Raw genomic sequence first — 14,219 nt, forward strand, 5'->3', positions numbered from 1 at the left:
CACATGGTCGAACCGCACACCCCCCGTTCACTGATCGTCACCCTGTACGGGGCGTACGGCCGCACCCCCGGCGACGGGCCGATGCCGGTGGCCGGTCTGGTCCGGCTGCTCGGCGCCGTCGGCGTGGACGCGCCCGCCGTACGCTCGTCCGTCTCCCGGCTGAAGCGGCGCGGGCTGCTCGTCGCGGAGCGCACAGCGGACGGGGCGGCCGGATACGCCCTGTCGGCGGACGCCCGCCAGCTGCTCGACGACGGCGACCGGCGCATCTACCGCCACCCGGACCCGCCGCTGGCGGACGGCTGGGTACTGGCGGTGTTCTCGGTGCCCGAGGCGGAGCGCCACAAGCGGCACCTGCTGCGCTCGCGGCTGTCCCGGCTCGGCTTCGGCACCGCCGCCCCCGGTGTCTGGATCGCCCCGGCGGGGCTGTACGACGAGACCCGGCACACCCTGGAACGGCTGGAACTCGCCCCGTACGTCGATCTGTTCCGGGGCGACCACCTGAGCTTCTCCGCGACCCGCGAGGCCGTGGCCCGCTGGTGGGACCTGGACGCGGTGGCCCGGCTCCACCACGGCTTCCTGGAACGCCACGAGCCGGTGCTCAGGGCCTGGGAGGCACGCGGCGACGCGGCGGCGGACCCGGAGGCGGCCTACCGGGACTACCTCACCGCACTGGACTCCTGGCGCCGGGTGCCCTACGCCGACCCGGGGCTGCCCGGGGAACTGCTGCCCGACGCGTGGCCGGGGGCCCGGTCGGCCGAGGTGTTCCGGGCGCTGCACGAGCGGTTGCGGGACGCGGGGGCGGAGTTCGCGCACCGGAAATAGGACTGTCGGGCCGGGACCGGGGGCGGCAGAATGCGGGTCCATGAGCCGGACCTTCACCGACGACCCCGGCGTCTTCCTCGACGCGGCCGGCGCCTGGCCCGCCGCCCGCCCGGCGGAGCCGGACCATGACTGAGGCGCCCGAGCCGCGCTGGCTGGTCGCGGCGAACGTCGTGCGGTGGCGGCGGTACGGGGAGCTGGGCCAGGAGTTCCGCTCCGGCACCAAGGCGTTCCGGGCGGGCGCGAAGGTCCATGTCATCGACACCTATCCCGGGATGGGCAACGAGCAGCTGACGGCGGTGGGCCACGGCCGGCACACCGGTCACTGGATCACCATCGACACCGGCACGCGCCACCTGCACACCTTCCGGGCCCAGTTGGTGTACTCCCCCGCCGTGCTCCGGCGCTGCGAGGGCCGGCTCGTGTGGTCGAGGGAGGAGGCGGTGGAATGGGCGGAGTTCCTGGAGCGCGTCGCGCGCCTGGGGCGCAACACCCACCATGCGGCCCCGCACCCGGACCCGTGCCTGTGCCACGAGTGCCTGCAGGTCAGCCCAGAGTGAGGCGCGGCTTCGGGGCGTCGGTGCGCCCCGTGGGCGGGATGCGGCTGCCCGCGCGGTACGGGAGGGGCCAGGGGGCGCCGGGGCCGGGGTAGCCCTGCTCGGCGGCCGCGTGGAGCGTCCAGTGCGGGTCGTAGAGGTGAGGGCGGGCCAGGGCGCAGAGGTCGGCGCGGCCCGCGAGGAGCAGCGAGTTGACGTCGTCCCAGGAGGAGATCGCGCCGACCGCGATCACCGGCACGCACAGGGTGTTGCGGATGCGGTCCGCGTACGGGGTCTGGTACGACCGCCCGTACTCGGGCCGCTCGCCGGGCACCACCTGGCCGGTGGAGACGTCGATGGCGTCGGCCCCGTGCGCGACGAACGCACGGGCGATCTCCACGGCGTCCTCGGCGGTGGTGCCGCCCTCCGCCCAGTCGGTGGCGGAGATCCGGACGGTCATCGGCCGGTCGTCGGGCCACAGCTCGCGAAGCGTGTCGAAGACCTCCAGCGGGAAGCGGAGGCGGTGGGCGAGCGGTCCGCCGTAGGCGTCGGTGCGCTGGTTGGTGAGCGGCGAGAGGAATCCGGAGAGCAGATAGCCGTGCGCGCAGTGCAGTTCGAGGAGGTCGAAGCCGCAGGCTTCGGCGCGCCGGGCGGCGGCGGCGAACTGCTCGCGGACCTCGTCCAGACCGGCCCGGTCCAGGGCGTGCGGGACCTGGTTGACCCCGGGCGCGTACGGCAGTGGCGAGGCTGCGGTGACCGGCCAGTTGCCGTGGTCCAGGGGCTGGTCGATGCCCTCCCACATGAGCTTGGTGGAACCCTTGCGGCCGGAGTGGCCGAGCTGGACGCCGATGGCCGTGCCGGGGGACGCGGTGTGCACGAAGTCGGTGACCCGGGTCCAGGCCGCTGCCTGTTCGTCGGAGTAGAGGCCGGTGCAGCCGGGGGTGATGCGGCCCTCGGGGCTGACGCAGACCATCTCCGTCATGACGAGCCCGGCGCCGCCGAGCGCCCTGGCGCCGAGGTGGACGAGGTGGAAGTCGCCCGGGACGCCGTCGGCGGCCGAGTACATGTCCATCGGCGAGACGACGACGCGATTACGCAGTTCCAGGCCGCGCAGCCGTAGCGGGGTGAACATCGGCGGGGTGCCCGGCAGGCAGCCGAACTCCTCCTCCACCCCGGCCGTGAACGCCGGATCGCGCAGCCGGAGGTTGTCGTGGGTGACGCGGCGGCTGCGGGTGAGGAGGTTGAACGCGAACTGCCGGGGCGGCTGGTCCACGTACGTACCCAGCTCCTCGAACCAGCGCAGGCTGGCGGCCGCCGCGCGCTGCGTGGACTCCACGACCGGCCGCCGCTCGCTCTCGTACGCGGCGAGCGCGGCGGGCAGCGAGGGCTGCTCCTCGACGCAGGCGGCGAGCGCGAGGGCGTCCTCCACGGCCAGCTTGGTGCCGGAGCCGATGGAGAAGTGCGCGGTGTGCGCGGCGTCCCCGATGAGGACGGTGTTCCCGTGCGACCAGTGCGCGTTGACGACGGTACGGAAGGTGAGCCAGGCGGAGTTGTTGGAGCGCAGCGGCCGGTGACCGAGGGCGTTCGCGAAGATCCTGGCGCACTCGCGGATGGATTCGGCCGGGTCGGGTACGTCGAATCCGGCCGCCCGCCACACCTCCTCGCGCATCTCCACGATCACGGTGGAGGCGCCCGCGCCCTCCGGGGACGGGGACCGCGAGAACGGGTAGGCGTGCAGCTGCATCACGCCGTAACCGGTCTCGGCGATCTCGAAGCGGAAGGCGTCCAGGGCGAAGTCGGCGGCGAGCCAGATGTAGCGGCAGCGGTGTCCGGTGATCCGGGGCCGGAAGCTCTCCGCGTGCGCGTCGCGGGTGGCGCTGTGCACGCCGTCGGCGGCGATGACCAGGTCGTGCGTGCCGGCGAGTTCGGCGGCGGGCGGGGCCTGCGTGCGGAAGCGGAGGTCGACGCCGAGCCCGGCGCAGCGTTCGTGCAGGATCTCCAGGAGGCGGCGGCGGCCGAGGGCGGCGAAGCCGTGGCCGCCGGAGGTCTGGGTGTGGCCCCGGTGCACGATGTCGATGTCGTCCCAGCGGACGAACTCGCGCTGGAGGGCGCGGTGCACGACCGGGTCGGCGTGCTCGATGCCGCCCAGGGTCTCGTCGGAGAGGACGACGCCGAAGCCGAAGGTGTCGTCGGGGGCGTTGCGCTCCCAGAGGGTGATCTCGCGGTCGGGGCCGAGGCGTTTGAGCAGGGCCGCGGCATAGAGCCCGCCGGGGCCGCCGCCGATGACCGCGATCCGGTGCGGGCCGGCGGCCGGGGCGGTCATTTGCCGCGCCAGGCGGGCGGCCGCTTCTCGCTGAACGCGGCGTGGAATTCGGCGTAGTCCTCGCCGTGCATCAGGAGGGCCTGGGTCGCGGCGTCCATCTCGACGGCGGCGGCCAGCGGCATGTCCAGCTCGGCGGTGAGCAGCGCCTTGGTCTGGGCGAGGGCGAGCGCGGGACCGTCCGCGAGGCGGCGGGCGAGCGCTGCGGCGGCCTTGTCCGCGTCGCCCTCGTCGGTGAGCTCGCTGACCAGGCCGATCCGCTCGGCCTCGGGGGCGCGGACCGGCTCGCCGAGCATCAGGAGCCGGGTGGCGTGACCGAGGCCGACGACCCGGGGCAGCAGATAGGCCGCGCCCATGTCGCCGCCGGAGAGCCCGACCCGGGTGAAGAGGAAGGCGAACCGGGCGGTGGGGTCGGCGACGCGGAAGTCGGCGGCGAGGGCGAGGACGGCGCCGGCCCCGGCTGCCACCCCGTGCACCGAGGCGATGACGGGGAAGGGGCACTCGCGGACCGCGCGGACGACCTGGCCGGTCATCCGGTTGAAGTCGAGGAGCTGGGCGGTGTCCATCGCGAGCGTCGCGCCGATGATCTCGTCGACGTCGCCGCCGGAGCAGAAGCCGCGTCCCTCACCGGCGAGCACCAGGGCCCGCACGGAGCGCTCCCGGGCCAGCTCGGCCAGCAGGTCGCGGAGGTCGGCGTAGGCGCCGAAGGTCAGGGCGTTGAGCTTCTCGGGCCGGGCGAGGGTGACGTGCGCGACGCCGTCCTCGACGGTGACCCGCAGATGGCGCCAGTGCTGCGTACGCGGTGCGGAGCCGGTGAACGGGCTCATGGCGGGGCATCCCCTTCGGCCGTCGCTGCTGCCTGACCCCGAATTTATCACCGTTACGTGACTGCCGTCACGAGTACGCGATACATCGGCGGGCGGGTCCAGTGACGAACGTCCCCTCTGTGCCGGACCGCAGGCCCTTGTCGCCGTCGCCCCGCTTCGTAAGGTTGGACCCAAGAAGTCTTGAGCGCGGAACCGTCTGAGCCCAGGACCCTCCGCGCTCACCCGAACGGAAACCTCGTGCCCCCCGACGGACCGCCACCCCCCTCCTGGCGCATCACCCTGCCGCACACCGCCGCCGCCGTGCCGATCGCCCGCGCGCTGATCCGCTCGGTGCTGACGGACATCGACGCGCCCGCCGACAGCGACACCGCCGAACTGCTCACCGCCGAGCTGGTCGCGAACGCGGTGGAGCACACCCCGGGCGACGAGCCCATAGAGCTGGTGGTGGAGCTCCTCCCGGCCGGCTGCCAGGTGGAGGTGCACGACGGCGACCCGGCCCCGCCCGGCGATCTGTCCCGCCCGGAGCCCGACGACGTACCGGACCCGTGGCAGGAGCACGGCCGGGGGCTGCTGCTGATCCGCACGCTCAGCTCGTCCTGCGGCCACCGCCCGACCGAGCGCGGCAAGGCGGTCTGGTTCCGGCTGCCGCCCCTTTAGGCCTCCGCCAGCCGTGAGCGGCGGTGGCCGTAGACCGCGTAGACGAGCGCGCCGGCCGCGAGGAACACGGCGAACTGGACCCAGGTCGTCCAGCCGGTGCCGTACATCAGATAGACGCAGAAGCCGATGCCGATGAGCGGGCTCAGCGGGTAGAGCGGGACCCGGAAGGAGCCGCGCACCTCGGGGTTGCGGCGGCGCAGCACGAGGACGGCTGCGTTGACGGCGACCATGGTGGCGAGCGTGCCGATGGTGGTCAGGTTCACCACCATGTCGAGCGAGGAGAAGGCCGCAGGGACCGCGAAGACGACGGCGACGATCCAGGTGTTGGCGACCGGCGTCGCGGTGCGCGGCGAGACCCGCTCGAAGACCCTCGGGACCAGGCCGTCGCGGGACATCGACATGAGGATGCGGGTCTGCCCGTACATCACCGCGAGGACCACCGAGGCGATGGCGACGACCGCGCCGAAGGCGATGACGCCGCCGCCCACGGACGAGCCGGTGACCTGGTCGACGATGAGCGAGAGCGCGGCGGGCTTGTCCGAGACGGCGTCCGGGCCGAGCGCGCCGATCGCGGCGAGGGCGACCGCGCAGTAGAGCAGGGTGACCAGGCCGATGCAGATCATGATCGCGAGCGGGATGTTGCGCCGGGGGTTCTTGACCTCCTCGCCCGCCGTGGTGATCGCGTCGAAGCCGATGTACGAGAAGAACGCCAGCGACGCGCCCGCCGTGACGCCGCCCGCGCCGTGGGCGGCGAACGGGGCGAGGTTGCCGCGCTCGAACGCGGTGAACGCGATGACGCAGAACAGGGCCAGGACGACCAGCTTGAGGACGGCCATCGCGGCGGTGGCCGTCGCGCTCTCCCGTACGCCCCGCACCAGCAGCGTCGCGGCCATCATGACCACGATCACGGCCGGCAGGTTGATCGCACCGCCGTCCGACGGTCCGGCGGAGAGCGCGGCGGGCAGCTGGTGGCCGAAGAGGCTGTCGAGGAGTTCGTTGACGTACTGGCTCCAGCCGACCGCGACGGCGGAGACCGAGACGCCGTACTCCAGGAGCAGGCACCAGCCGACGAGGAAGGCGAGGCGTTCGCCGAGCGTGGCGTAGGCGAAGGAGTACGAGCTTCCGGACACCGGGATCGCACTGCCCAGCTCGGCGAACGAGAACGCCGTGAAGACGCAGGTCACGGCCGCGAGGACGAAGGAGACCACGACGGCGGGCCCGGCCTCCGCCACGCTGTCGGACAGGCCCACGAAGATGCCGGTCCCGACGACGGCTCCGACCCCGAAGCACACCAGCTGGAACAGGCCCATGGTGCGCCTGAGGCCGTGCCCCTCCAGGTCGGCGCCGGATTCGGCGATCAGCCGGTGCGGGTCCTTGACGCGGTGCGGGGGGCCGGGGAGGCGCAGGGGGCTCACGGCGGTGTCTCATTTCGGTGGTACGCGTGGGGGGAAAGCGGCTCGGGCGGTGGGGGCCGTCGCGCGCACGAAAAGGGGGTTCGAGCGTGCGAGCTCGAACCCCACCAATCGGCACCATCATAGACACCTGTCCGCATATTCACCCAATTGGATGTATGAACATGCGGAGCACCGGGCTGCTAGGCGGCCATCGTCGCCACCAGCACGGCCTTGATCGTGTGCATGCGGTTCTCCGCCTCGTCGAAGACGACGGAGTGCTCGGACTCGAACACCTCGTCGCTGACCTCCAGCTCGCTCAGCCCGTGCCGCTCGTGGATCTCGCGCGCGACCCCGGTGCCGAGGTCGTGGTACGCGGGCAGGCAGTGCATGAACTTCACCCCGGCGTTCCCGGTCGCCCGCAGGACGTCCATCGTGACGGCGTACGGCACGAGGGCCGCGATGCGGGCGTCCCAGACCTCCTTGGGCTCGCCCATCGAGACCCAGACGTCGGTGGCGACGAAGTCCGCGCCGCGCACCCCCTCGGCCACGTCCTCCGTGAGCGTGACCCGGGCGCCGGACTTCTCGGCGAGCGCACGGGCCTCGGCGACGACCGTCTCGGCCGGCCAGTACGCCTTGGGCGCGACGATGCGCACGTCCATGCCGAGCAGGGCGCCGGTGACCAGGTAGGAGTTGCCCATGTTGAAGCGGGCGTCGCCGAGGTAGGCGAACGCGATCTCCTCCAGCGGCTTCTCGCTGTGCTCGGTCATCGTCAGCACGTCGGCGAGCATCTGGGTCGGGTGCCAGTCGTCGGTCAGCCCGTTGAAGACCGGCACCCCGGCGTACGCGGCCAGCTCCTCGACGGCCGCCTGGCTGTCGCCCCGGTACTCGATCCCGTCGAACATCCGGCCGAGGACGCGTGCGGTGTCCTTGACCGACTCCTTGTGCCCCATCTGGGAGCCGGAGGGGTCGAGATACGTGGTCGAGGCGCCCTGGTCGGCGGCGGCGACCTCGAACGCGCACCGGGTGCGGGTCGACGTCTTCTCGAAGATCAGCGCGAGGTTCCGGCCACGCAGCCGCTGCGTCTCCGTGCCCGACTTCTTGGCGGCCTTGAGCTCGGCGGCCAGCTCGATCAGGCCGCGGAACTCCGCGGCCGTGAAGTCCAGCTCCTTGAGGAAGTGGCGGCCTGCGAGGTCTATGGCCATGGTGACTGCTCCTGGGTCGGACGGGGGACGCATACCGTAACGCTGGAACCCTATACGACGCAATGCATCGCTATACAGAGCCGTCTCGCGGTACGGATCCCCCGCCGCCCGTCACACCGCGTCCCGCACGACCGGGCAGCTCATGCAGCGCGGCCCGCCCCGGCCTCGGCCCAGCTCGCTGCCCCGGATCTCGATGACCTCGATGCCCTGCCGGCGCAGATGCGTGTTGGTGGTGGCGTTGCGCTCGTACGCGACGACCACACCGGGCTCGACGGCCAGCACGTTGCAGCCGTCGTCCCACTGCTCGCGCTCGGCCGCGTGCACGTCCTGGGTGGCGGTGAGCACCCGGATCGAGCCGAGACCGAGCGCTTCGGCGATGGCCGTGTGCATCTGCTCGGGCGGATGGTCGGTGACCTTGAGATCGCGCGGCCCGTCGCCGGGTTCGATCGTGTACGAGCGGAGCATGCCGAGGCCCGCGTACTTGGTGAAGGTGTCCCCGTCGACCATGGTCATCACGGTGTCGAGGTGCATGAATGCCCGGCTCTTGGGCATGTCCAGCGCCACGATGGTCCGGGCCGAGCCGGCGTCGAAGAGCCCCCGGGCGAGCATCTCGACGGCCTGCGGGGTGGTGCGCTCGCTCATGCCGATGAGCACGGCACCGTTGCCGATGACGAGGACGTCGCCGCCCTCGATGGTGGAGGGGTAGTCGTCCTGCCCCTCGGACCAGTGGTGGAAGGCGCCCGCCTCGGGGCCGGTGAAGAGCGGGTGGTGGCGGTAGATCGCCTCGAAGTGGACCGTCTCGCGCTGCCGGGCGGGCCAGCGCATGGCGTTGATCGAGACGCCGTCGTAGATCCACGCCGAGGTGTCCCGGGTGAAGAGGTGGTTGGGGAGCGGGCCGAGCAGGAAGTCGTCCAGGTCCATGACGTGGAAGCGCACCGAGACCGGCTCCTTGTGCCGGTCCAGGAACTCCCGCTTGGTCATCCCGCCGACCAGCGCCTCGCACAGCTCGGCCGCGGTCAACTCCTCGAAGGCGGCACGCAGATGCTCGGTGGCGAGCGGGCCGTACTCCTTCTCGGCGAAGACCCGGTCCAGCACGAGGCGCCGGGCGACCGGGATCTCCAGCGCCTCGCGCAGCAGGTCGCCGAAGAGGTGCACCTCGACGCCCCGGTCGCGCAGCACGTCGGCGAAGCCGTCGTGCTCCTGACGGGCCCGGCGCACCCAGAGCACGTCGTCGAAGAGGAGCGCGTCCTTGTTGCTCGGCGTGAGCCGTTTCAGTTCCAGATCGGGGCGGTGCAGGATGACGCGGCGCAGCCGCCCGGCCTCGGAGTCGACATGGAATCCCATGCCCACATCCTCACCGCGCGGCGCACCGTTCACCCGGCGAATCGCCAGCCTGTTCTGCCGCCCCGGCCCGGCGTGCCATCAGAGCCGGGGGTCCACCGGCTCCGACTCCAGCGCCAGGACGGCGAACACCGCTTCGTGGACCCGCCACAGCGCCTCGCCGTCCGCGAGCCGGTCCAGGGCCTCCAGGCCGAGGGCGTACTCGCGCAGGGCCAGCGAGCGCTTGTGGCCGAGGAAGCGGCCGCGGAGCCGGTCCAGGTTGTCCGGGCGGGTGTACTCGGGGCCGTAGATGATCCGCAGGTACTCCCGGCCGCGCACCTTGATGCCGGGCTGCACCAGGCGTCCCTTGGCGTCCCGGACGAGCGCGCCGAGCGGCTTGACGACCATGCCCTCGCCACCCCGGCCGGTCATCTCCAGCCACCAGTCGGTGCCCGCGCGGACGGACGCCTCGTCGGCGGTGTCCACGACGAGCCGCCGGGTGACCTGGAGCAGCCCGGTGGGGTCGTGCTCGACCAGCCGGTCCAGCCAGGCCAGCTGCTCGTCGTGCGGTACGGAGGCGAGGGAGCGGCCCTGTACGGCGAGGATCTGGAACGGCGCGAGGCGCACGCCGTCCAGCCCGTCGGTGCCCCAGCAGTAACGCCGGTACGCCTCCGTGAACGCCGCCGCGTCCTCGGCCCGCTCCCGCTGCCGGTCCGCGAGCGCGCCCACCTCGACGCCGCGCGCGGCGGCCGCCGCGAGGGCCCCGGTGGCGGCGGGGAACACCGCGCCGGAGGCGGCACCCACGGCCGCGTACTGCGAGCGGAGCAGGCCGCGTGCCTTCAGGGACCAGGGCATCAGCTCGGCGTCGAGCAGCACCCAGTCGGTGCCCCACTCCTCCCACAGCCCGGCCGCGGTCACGGCCGCGCGCAGCCGCCCGAGCACCGTCTCGGTGAGCGCGGTCTCGTCCAGGAACGGGCGTCCGGTGCGGGTGTACAGCGCGCCGGTGGGCCCGCCGTCCGCGGTGCCGAAGCGCTCGCGGGCCGCGGCGGCGTCCTTGCAGACCAGGGCCACGGCGCGGGAGCCCATGTGCTTCTCCTCGCACACCACCTTCGCCACGCCGGCGGCCCGGTACTCGCCGAACGCCTCGGCCGGGTGCTCCAGGTAGCCGTCCTCGCGCGAGGTGGCGGTGGGCGCCATGGTCGGCGGCAGGTAGGGCAGCAGCCGGGGGTCGACCGCGAACCGGCTCATGACCTCCAGGGCGGCGGCCGCGTTCTCCTCGCGGACGGCGAGGCGGCCCATGTGCCGGGTCTCCACGATCCGGCGGCCCTGCACGTCGTCCAGGTCCAGCGGCCGGCCCTCCCGGCCGCCGGGCGCCTCCGTCTCCAGCGGCTTCACCGGCTCGTACCAGACCTGCTCCGCCGGTACGTCGACGAGCTCGCGCTCCGGCCAGCGCAGCGCGGTCATCTTCCCGCCGAAGACGGCACCGGTGTCCAGGCAGATGGTGTTGTTGATCCACGAGGTGTTGGGCACGGGCGTGTGGCCGTAGACCACGGCGGCGCTGCCCCGGTAGTCCTCGGCCCACGGGTAACGCACGGGCAGCCCGAACTCGTCGGTCTCGCCGGTGGTCTCCCCGTACAGCGCGTGCGAGCGGACCCGGCCTGAGGTACGGCCGTGGTACTTCTCGGGCAGCCCGGCGTGGCAGACGACGAGCCGGCCGCCGTCCAGTACGTAGTGGCTGACGAGCCCGTCGATGAACGCAGCGGCCTTCTCGCGGAACTCGGGGTCCTTCGCGTCCTCCCGCTCCAACTGCTCGACGGTCTCGGCGAGGCCGTGGGTGAGCTGGACCTTGCGGCCCTTGAGGTAGCGGCCGAGCTTGTTCTCGTGGTTGCCGGGGACGCAGAGCGCGTTGCCGCCGGCCACCATCGACATCACGCGGCGCAGGACGCCGGGGCTGTCGGGGCCGCGGTCCACGAGGTCGCCGACGAAGACCGCGGTGCGGCCCTCGGGGTGGGCGCCGTCCACGTACCCCAGCTTGCCGAGGAGGGTGTCCAGCTCGGAGCGGCAGCCGTGGATGTCCCCGATGATGTCGAACGGTCCGGTGAGGTGGCGCAGGTCGTTGTAGCGGCGCTCCAGGACCACTTCGGCCTGCTCGACCTCGTCCTCGGAGCGCAGGATGTGCACCTTGCGGAAGCCCTCGCGCTCCAGGCCGCGCAGCGAGCGGCGCAGCTCGCGGCGGTGGCGCTGGATGACGTGGCGGGGCATGTCGGCACGGTCCGGGCGGGCGGCGTTGCGGGCGAGGCAGACCTCTTCGGGCAGGTCGAGCACGACGGCGATGGGCAGCACGTCGTACTCCCGGGCCACCCGGACGAGCTGGCGCCGGGCCTCCGGCTGCACGTTCGTGGCGTCCACGACGGTCAGCCGGCCGGCGGCGAGGCGCTTGCCCGCGATGTAGTGCAGGACGTCGAAGGCGTCCTTGCTGGCACTCTGGTCGTTCTCGTCGTCGGCGACGAGGCCGCGGCAGAAGTCCGAGGAGATGACCTCGGTCGGCTTGAAGTGGCGCCGCGCGAACGTGGACTTGCCGGACCCGCTGGCGCCGATGAGCACGACGAGGGAGAGGTCGGTGACGGGGAGGGTGCGCGGGGCGCGCCCGGTGTCGTGGGTGGTCATGCGGCTTTCGCCTCCTTCTGGGTCTCGTCGGTGGCGGCGGTGCCGAGGGAGAACACGGCCATCTGGGTGGGCGGGCCGACCTCGGGGTCGTCCGGGCCGATGGGCACGTACTCCACGTCGTACCCGTGCCGTCCGGCCACCGCCTCGGCCCAGGCCCGGAATTCGGCCCGGGTCCACTCGAAGCGGTGGTCGCCGTGGCGGGTGTGACCGGCCGGCAGGGTCTCCCAGCGGACGTTGTACTCGACGTTGGGCGTGGTCACGAGCACCGTGCGGGGGCGCGCGGAGCCGAACACGGCGAACTCCAGGGCGGGCAGCCGCTCCGGGTCCAGGTGTTCGATGACCTCGCTGAGCACCGCGGCGTCGTACCCCTTGAGCCGCTTGTCCGTGTAGGTCAGGGACCCCTGGCGCAGCGTCACACGGGACGCCTGCCGCTCCCCCATCCGGTCCAGCTTCAGCCGGCGCGAGGCGATCGTCAGGGCGCGCACGGACACGTCGAGGCCGACGATCTCCGTGAAGCGCGCGTCCTTCAGCAGCGCCTGCACCAACTGCCCCTGTCCGCAGCCGAGGTCGAGGACCCGCCCGGCGCCCGCGGCGGTGAGCGCGGCGAGGATCGCGTCGCGGCGGTGCACGGCCAGCGGCACCGGACGCTCCTCGGTGTCGGAGCCCTCGTCCACGGCGTTGTCTACGCTCTCGACGTCGAGGTCGTCCGCCTCCGCGAGCCGCACCAGCTCCAGCCGCTCCATCGCCTGCCGGGTCAGCCCCCAGCGCCGTGCCAGGTAGCGGCTGGTGATGAGCTTGTGCTCGGGGTGCTCCGCCAGCCACCCCTCGCCCGCGCGCAGCAGCTTGTCGACCTCGTCGGGCGCCACCCAGTAGTGCTTGGCGTCGTCGAGGACCGGCAGCAGCACGTACAGCTGGCGCAGCGCGTCGGCGAGCCGCAGCTCACCTTCGAGCACCAGCCGTACGTACCGCGAGTCGCCCCACTCCGGGAACGTCTCGTCCAGCGGTACGGCCTCCGCCTCCACCCGCGTCCATCCGAGCGGACCGAAGAGCTTGCGCACCAGCTCGGCACCACCACGGGCCGGCAGGGCGGGCACTTCGATCCGCAGCTCCATGGGGGCCGCCGCCCGCTCGGGCATCGCCTTGCAGGCACCGCTCAGCGCGGACTTGAAGACGGTGCTCATCGCGACGGACAGCAGCGAGGATGCCGCGTAGGGGCGGTCGTTGACGTACTGCGCGAGCGCCGCGTCGGGCGCCCCGCCCCGGCCCTTGCCCTTTCCCTTGCGCACCAGGGCGATGGGATCGACCTCCAGCAGCAGGGCCGCCGTGCACCGCTCCGCCGACGCCTCGGGATAGAAGACGTGCGCGGTGCCGTGGGAGGTGGAGAACGCCTGCGCCCGCTCGGGATGCTTGTGCAGCAGAAACCCGAGGTCGGTGGCGGGACGTTCCGGGGAGCCGGTTGTACTGATCGTCAGGAACACGTGTTTGAGTATGATCTGCCCGCCCCTCCCCCACCAGGCATTTTCCCGGGACTCACGCATGGCCCCATGTCACTCGGACGCCCGGCCGCGCACCGCCCGCGCCAGCTCCGTGATCGCCTCCGGTCCCACCCGGCAGCACCCGCCGATCAGCCGGGCGCCCGCCGCCTCCCAGGAGGCCGCCCGGTCCGGGGTGAACGTGGCCGCCCCGGTCCACGCGCCGGTCCCCGCGTCCCAGTCCTCGCCGCTGTTCGGGTAGACCACGGCCGGCTTGCCCGTCGCCTCCACCGCCGTCCGCGCGGCGGCCGCCGCCTCGGCGGGGTCGCAGCAGTTGACCCCGACCGCGATCACCTCGTCGTGGCCCCGGGCCAGGGCGAACGCCTCGTCCAGCGGCTGCCCGGCCCGCGTCCGGCCCCCGGCGACGGTGTAGGAGAGCCACACCGGCAGCCCGTACTCCCCCGCCACCCGCAGCAGCGCCCGCGCCTCGTCCAGGTCCGGCACCGTCTCCAGGGCCAGCGCGTCGGGCCCGGCGGCGGCCAGCGCCTCGACGCGGGGGCGGTGGAAGCGCTCCAGCTCCCGGACGGTGAGCCCGTAGCGGCCCCGGTACTCGGCGCCGTCCGCCGTCACCGCCCCGTACGGGCCGACCGAGGCCGCGACCCAGACGTCCCGGTCCACCGCTCCGGCCGCCCGGCGGGCCAGCTCCACGCTGCGGGCGAAGAGCCCTGCCGCCTCGTCCCGCCCGATTCCGTGCTGCTCGAACCCCTCGTAGCTCGCCTGATAGCTGGCCGTGATGAGCACCTGGGCCCCGGCCCGCACGTACGCCGTGTGGGCGGCCTCGATCTGCCCGGGTCCGTCGGCGAGCAGCCGGGCGGACCACAGCGCGTCGGACAGATCGCAGCCCCGCGCCTCCAACTCGTTGGAGAGCCCGCCGTCGAGCAGGACCGTGCCCTCGGCCAGTGCGGCGGCCAGCGGGCGCCCGGGCCCCGGTGTCATCGCGGCCCG

11 protein-coding genes are annotated in these 14,219 nt (G+C 73.0%); 3 read left to right on the forward strand and 8 right to left on the reverse strand.

Going from position 1 to position 14,219, the window contains the following annotated elements; genetic code table 11:
- Positions 1-3 precede the first annotated feature (3 nt).
- The gene (locus tag ACFZAT_RS12235) at positions 4-822 is read left to right on the forward strand and encodes a PaaX family transcriptional regulator C-terminal domain-containing protein (RefSeq protein WP_391263394.1); all 819 of its coding nucleotides are present in this window, start codon (positions 4-6) and stop codon (positions 820-822) included.
- Between the two features lie 125 nt (positions 823-947).
- A complete protein-coding gene (locus ACFZAT_RS12240) occupies positions 948-1,379 on the forward strand; it encodes a hypothetical protein (RefSeq protein WP_391263396.1) in 432 nt (143 codons plus the stop codon).
- Here ACFZAT_RS12240 and ACFZAT_RS12245 read toward each other — a convergent pair.
- Positions 1,366-3,678, reverse strand: a complete 2,313-nt coding sequence (locus ACFZAT_RS12245; protein WP_391263398.1) for a bifunctional salicylyl-CoA 5-hydroxylase/oxidoreductase — start codon at positions 3,676-3,678, stop codon at positions 1,366-1,368. The genes ACFZAT_RS12240 and ACFZAT_RS12245 overlap by 14 nt on opposite strands.
- Positions 3,675-4,502 carry an enoyl-CoA hydratase family protein gene (locus ACFZAT_RS12250; protein WP_391263400.1) on the reverse strand — a complete coding sequence of 276 codons (828 nt, stop codon included), beginning with the start codon at positions 4,500-4,502 and terminating at the stop codon, positions 3,675-3,677. The genes ACFZAT_RS12245 and ACFZAT_RS12250 overlap by 4 nt, the downstream gene beginning before the upstream one ends.
- A 237-nt stretch (positions 4,503-4,739) precedes the next feature.
- Here ACFZAT_RS12250 and ACFZAT_RS12255 point away from each other — a divergent pair, with 237 nt between their 5' ends.
- Positions 4,740-5,159 (forward strand): ATP-binding protein, encoded by a 420-nt coding sequence (locus ACFZAT_RS12255; protein ID WP_391263402.1) that lies wholly within the window; start codon positions 4,740-4,742, stop codon positions 5,157-5,159.
- Here ACFZAT_RS12255 and ACFZAT_RS12260 read toward each other — a convergent pair.
- The 6 genes from ACFZAT_RS12260 to mmuM all read right to left on the reverse strand — a co-directional run bounded on the left by ACFZAT_RS12260 (position 5,156) and on the right by mmuM (position 14,210).
- Positions 5,156-6,574 (reverse strand): amino acid permease, encoded by a 1,419-nt coding sequence (locus ACFZAT_RS12260; protein ID WP_391263403.1) that lies wholly within the window; start codon positions 6,572-6,574, stop codon positions 5,156-5,158. The two genes, ACFZAT_RS12255 and ACFZAT_RS12260, sit on opposite strands and share 4 nt — an antisense overlap.
- 179 nt (positions 6,575-6,753) lie before the next feature.
- Complete coding sequence (gene argF / locus ACFZAT_RS12265; protein ID WP_391263405.1) at positions 6,754-7,755, reverse strand: ornithine carbamoyltransferase; 1,002 nt, start codon at positions 7,753-7,755, stop codon at positions 6,754-6,756.
- Between the two features lie 111 nt (positions 7,756-7,866).
- Positions 7,867-9,099 carry an arginine deiminase gene (locus ACFZAT_RS12270; protein ID WP_391263407.1) on the reverse strand — a complete coding sequence of 411 codons (1,233 nt, stop codon included), beginning with the start codon at positions 9,097-9,099 and terminating at the stop codon, positions 7,867-7,869.
- Positions 9,100-9,177: 78 nt separating this feature from the next.
- A complete protein-coding gene (locus tag ACFZAT_RS12275) occupies positions 9,178-11,742 on the reverse strand; it encodes a polynucleotide kinase-phosphatase (RefSeq protein ID WP_391263409.1) in 2,565 nt (854 codons plus the stop codon).
- Positions 11,739-13,220, reverse strand: a complete 1,482-nt coding sequence (locus ACFZAT_RS12280; RefSeq protein ID WP_391263411.1) for a 3' terminal RNA ribose 2'-O-methyltransferase Hen1 — start codon at positions 13,218-13,220, stop codon at positions 11,739-11,741. The genes ACFZAT_RS12275 and ACFZAT_RS12280 overlap by 4 nt, the downstream gene beginning before the upstream one ends.
- A 69-nt stretch (positions 13,221-13,289) precedes the next feature.
- On the reverse strand, positions 13,290-14,210 hold the full coding sequence (gene mmuM / locus ACFZAT_RS12285) for a homocysteine S-methyltransferase (protein WP_391263413.1): 921 nt from the start codon (positions 14,208-14,210) through the stop codon (positions 13,290-13,292).
- Between the last annotated feature and the right edge of the window lie 9 nt (positions 14,211-14,219).

The sequence above is a fragment of the Streptomyces sp. NPDC008163 genome, from assembly GCF_042956885.1.
In the GTDB taxonomy this organism is placed as follows: domain Bacteria; phylum Actinomycetota; class Actinomycetes; order Streptomycetales; family Streptomycetaceae; genus Streptomyces; species Streptomyces drozdowiczii_A.

Coding starts and splice junctions, on each gene's coding strand:
- ACFZAT_RS12235 (WP_391263394.1), top strand. CDS start 4: ATGGTCGAACCGCACACCCCCCGTTCACTGATCGTCACCCTGTACGGG.
- ACFZAT_RS12240 (WP_391263396.1), top strand. CDS start 948: ATGACTGAGGCGCCCGAGCCGCGCTGGCTGGTCGCGGCGAACGTCGTG.
- ACFZAT_RS12245 (WP_391263398.1), bottom strand. CDS start 3,678: ATGACCGCCCCGGCCGCCGGCCCGCACCGGATCGCGGTCATCGGCGGC.
- ACFZAT_RS12250 (WP_391263400.1), bottom strand. CDS start 4,502: ATGAGCCCGTTCACCGGCTCCGCACCGCGTACGCAGCACTGGCGCCAT.
- argF (WP_391263405.1), bottom strand. CDS start 7,755: ATGGCCATAGACCTCGCAGGCCGCCACTTCCTCAAGGAGCTGGACTTC.
- ACFZAT_RS12270 (WP_391263407.1), bottom strand. CDS start 9,099: ATGGGATTCCATGTCGACTCCGAGGCCGGGCGGCTGCGCCGCGTCATC.
- ACFZAT_RS12275 (WP_391263409.1), bottom strand. CDS start 11,742: ATGACCACCCACGACACCGGGCGCGCCCCGCGCACCCTCCCCGTCACC.
- mmuM (WP_391263413.1), bottom strand. CDS start 14,210: ATGACACCGGGGCCCGGGCGCCCGCTGGCCGCCGCACTGGCCGAGGGC.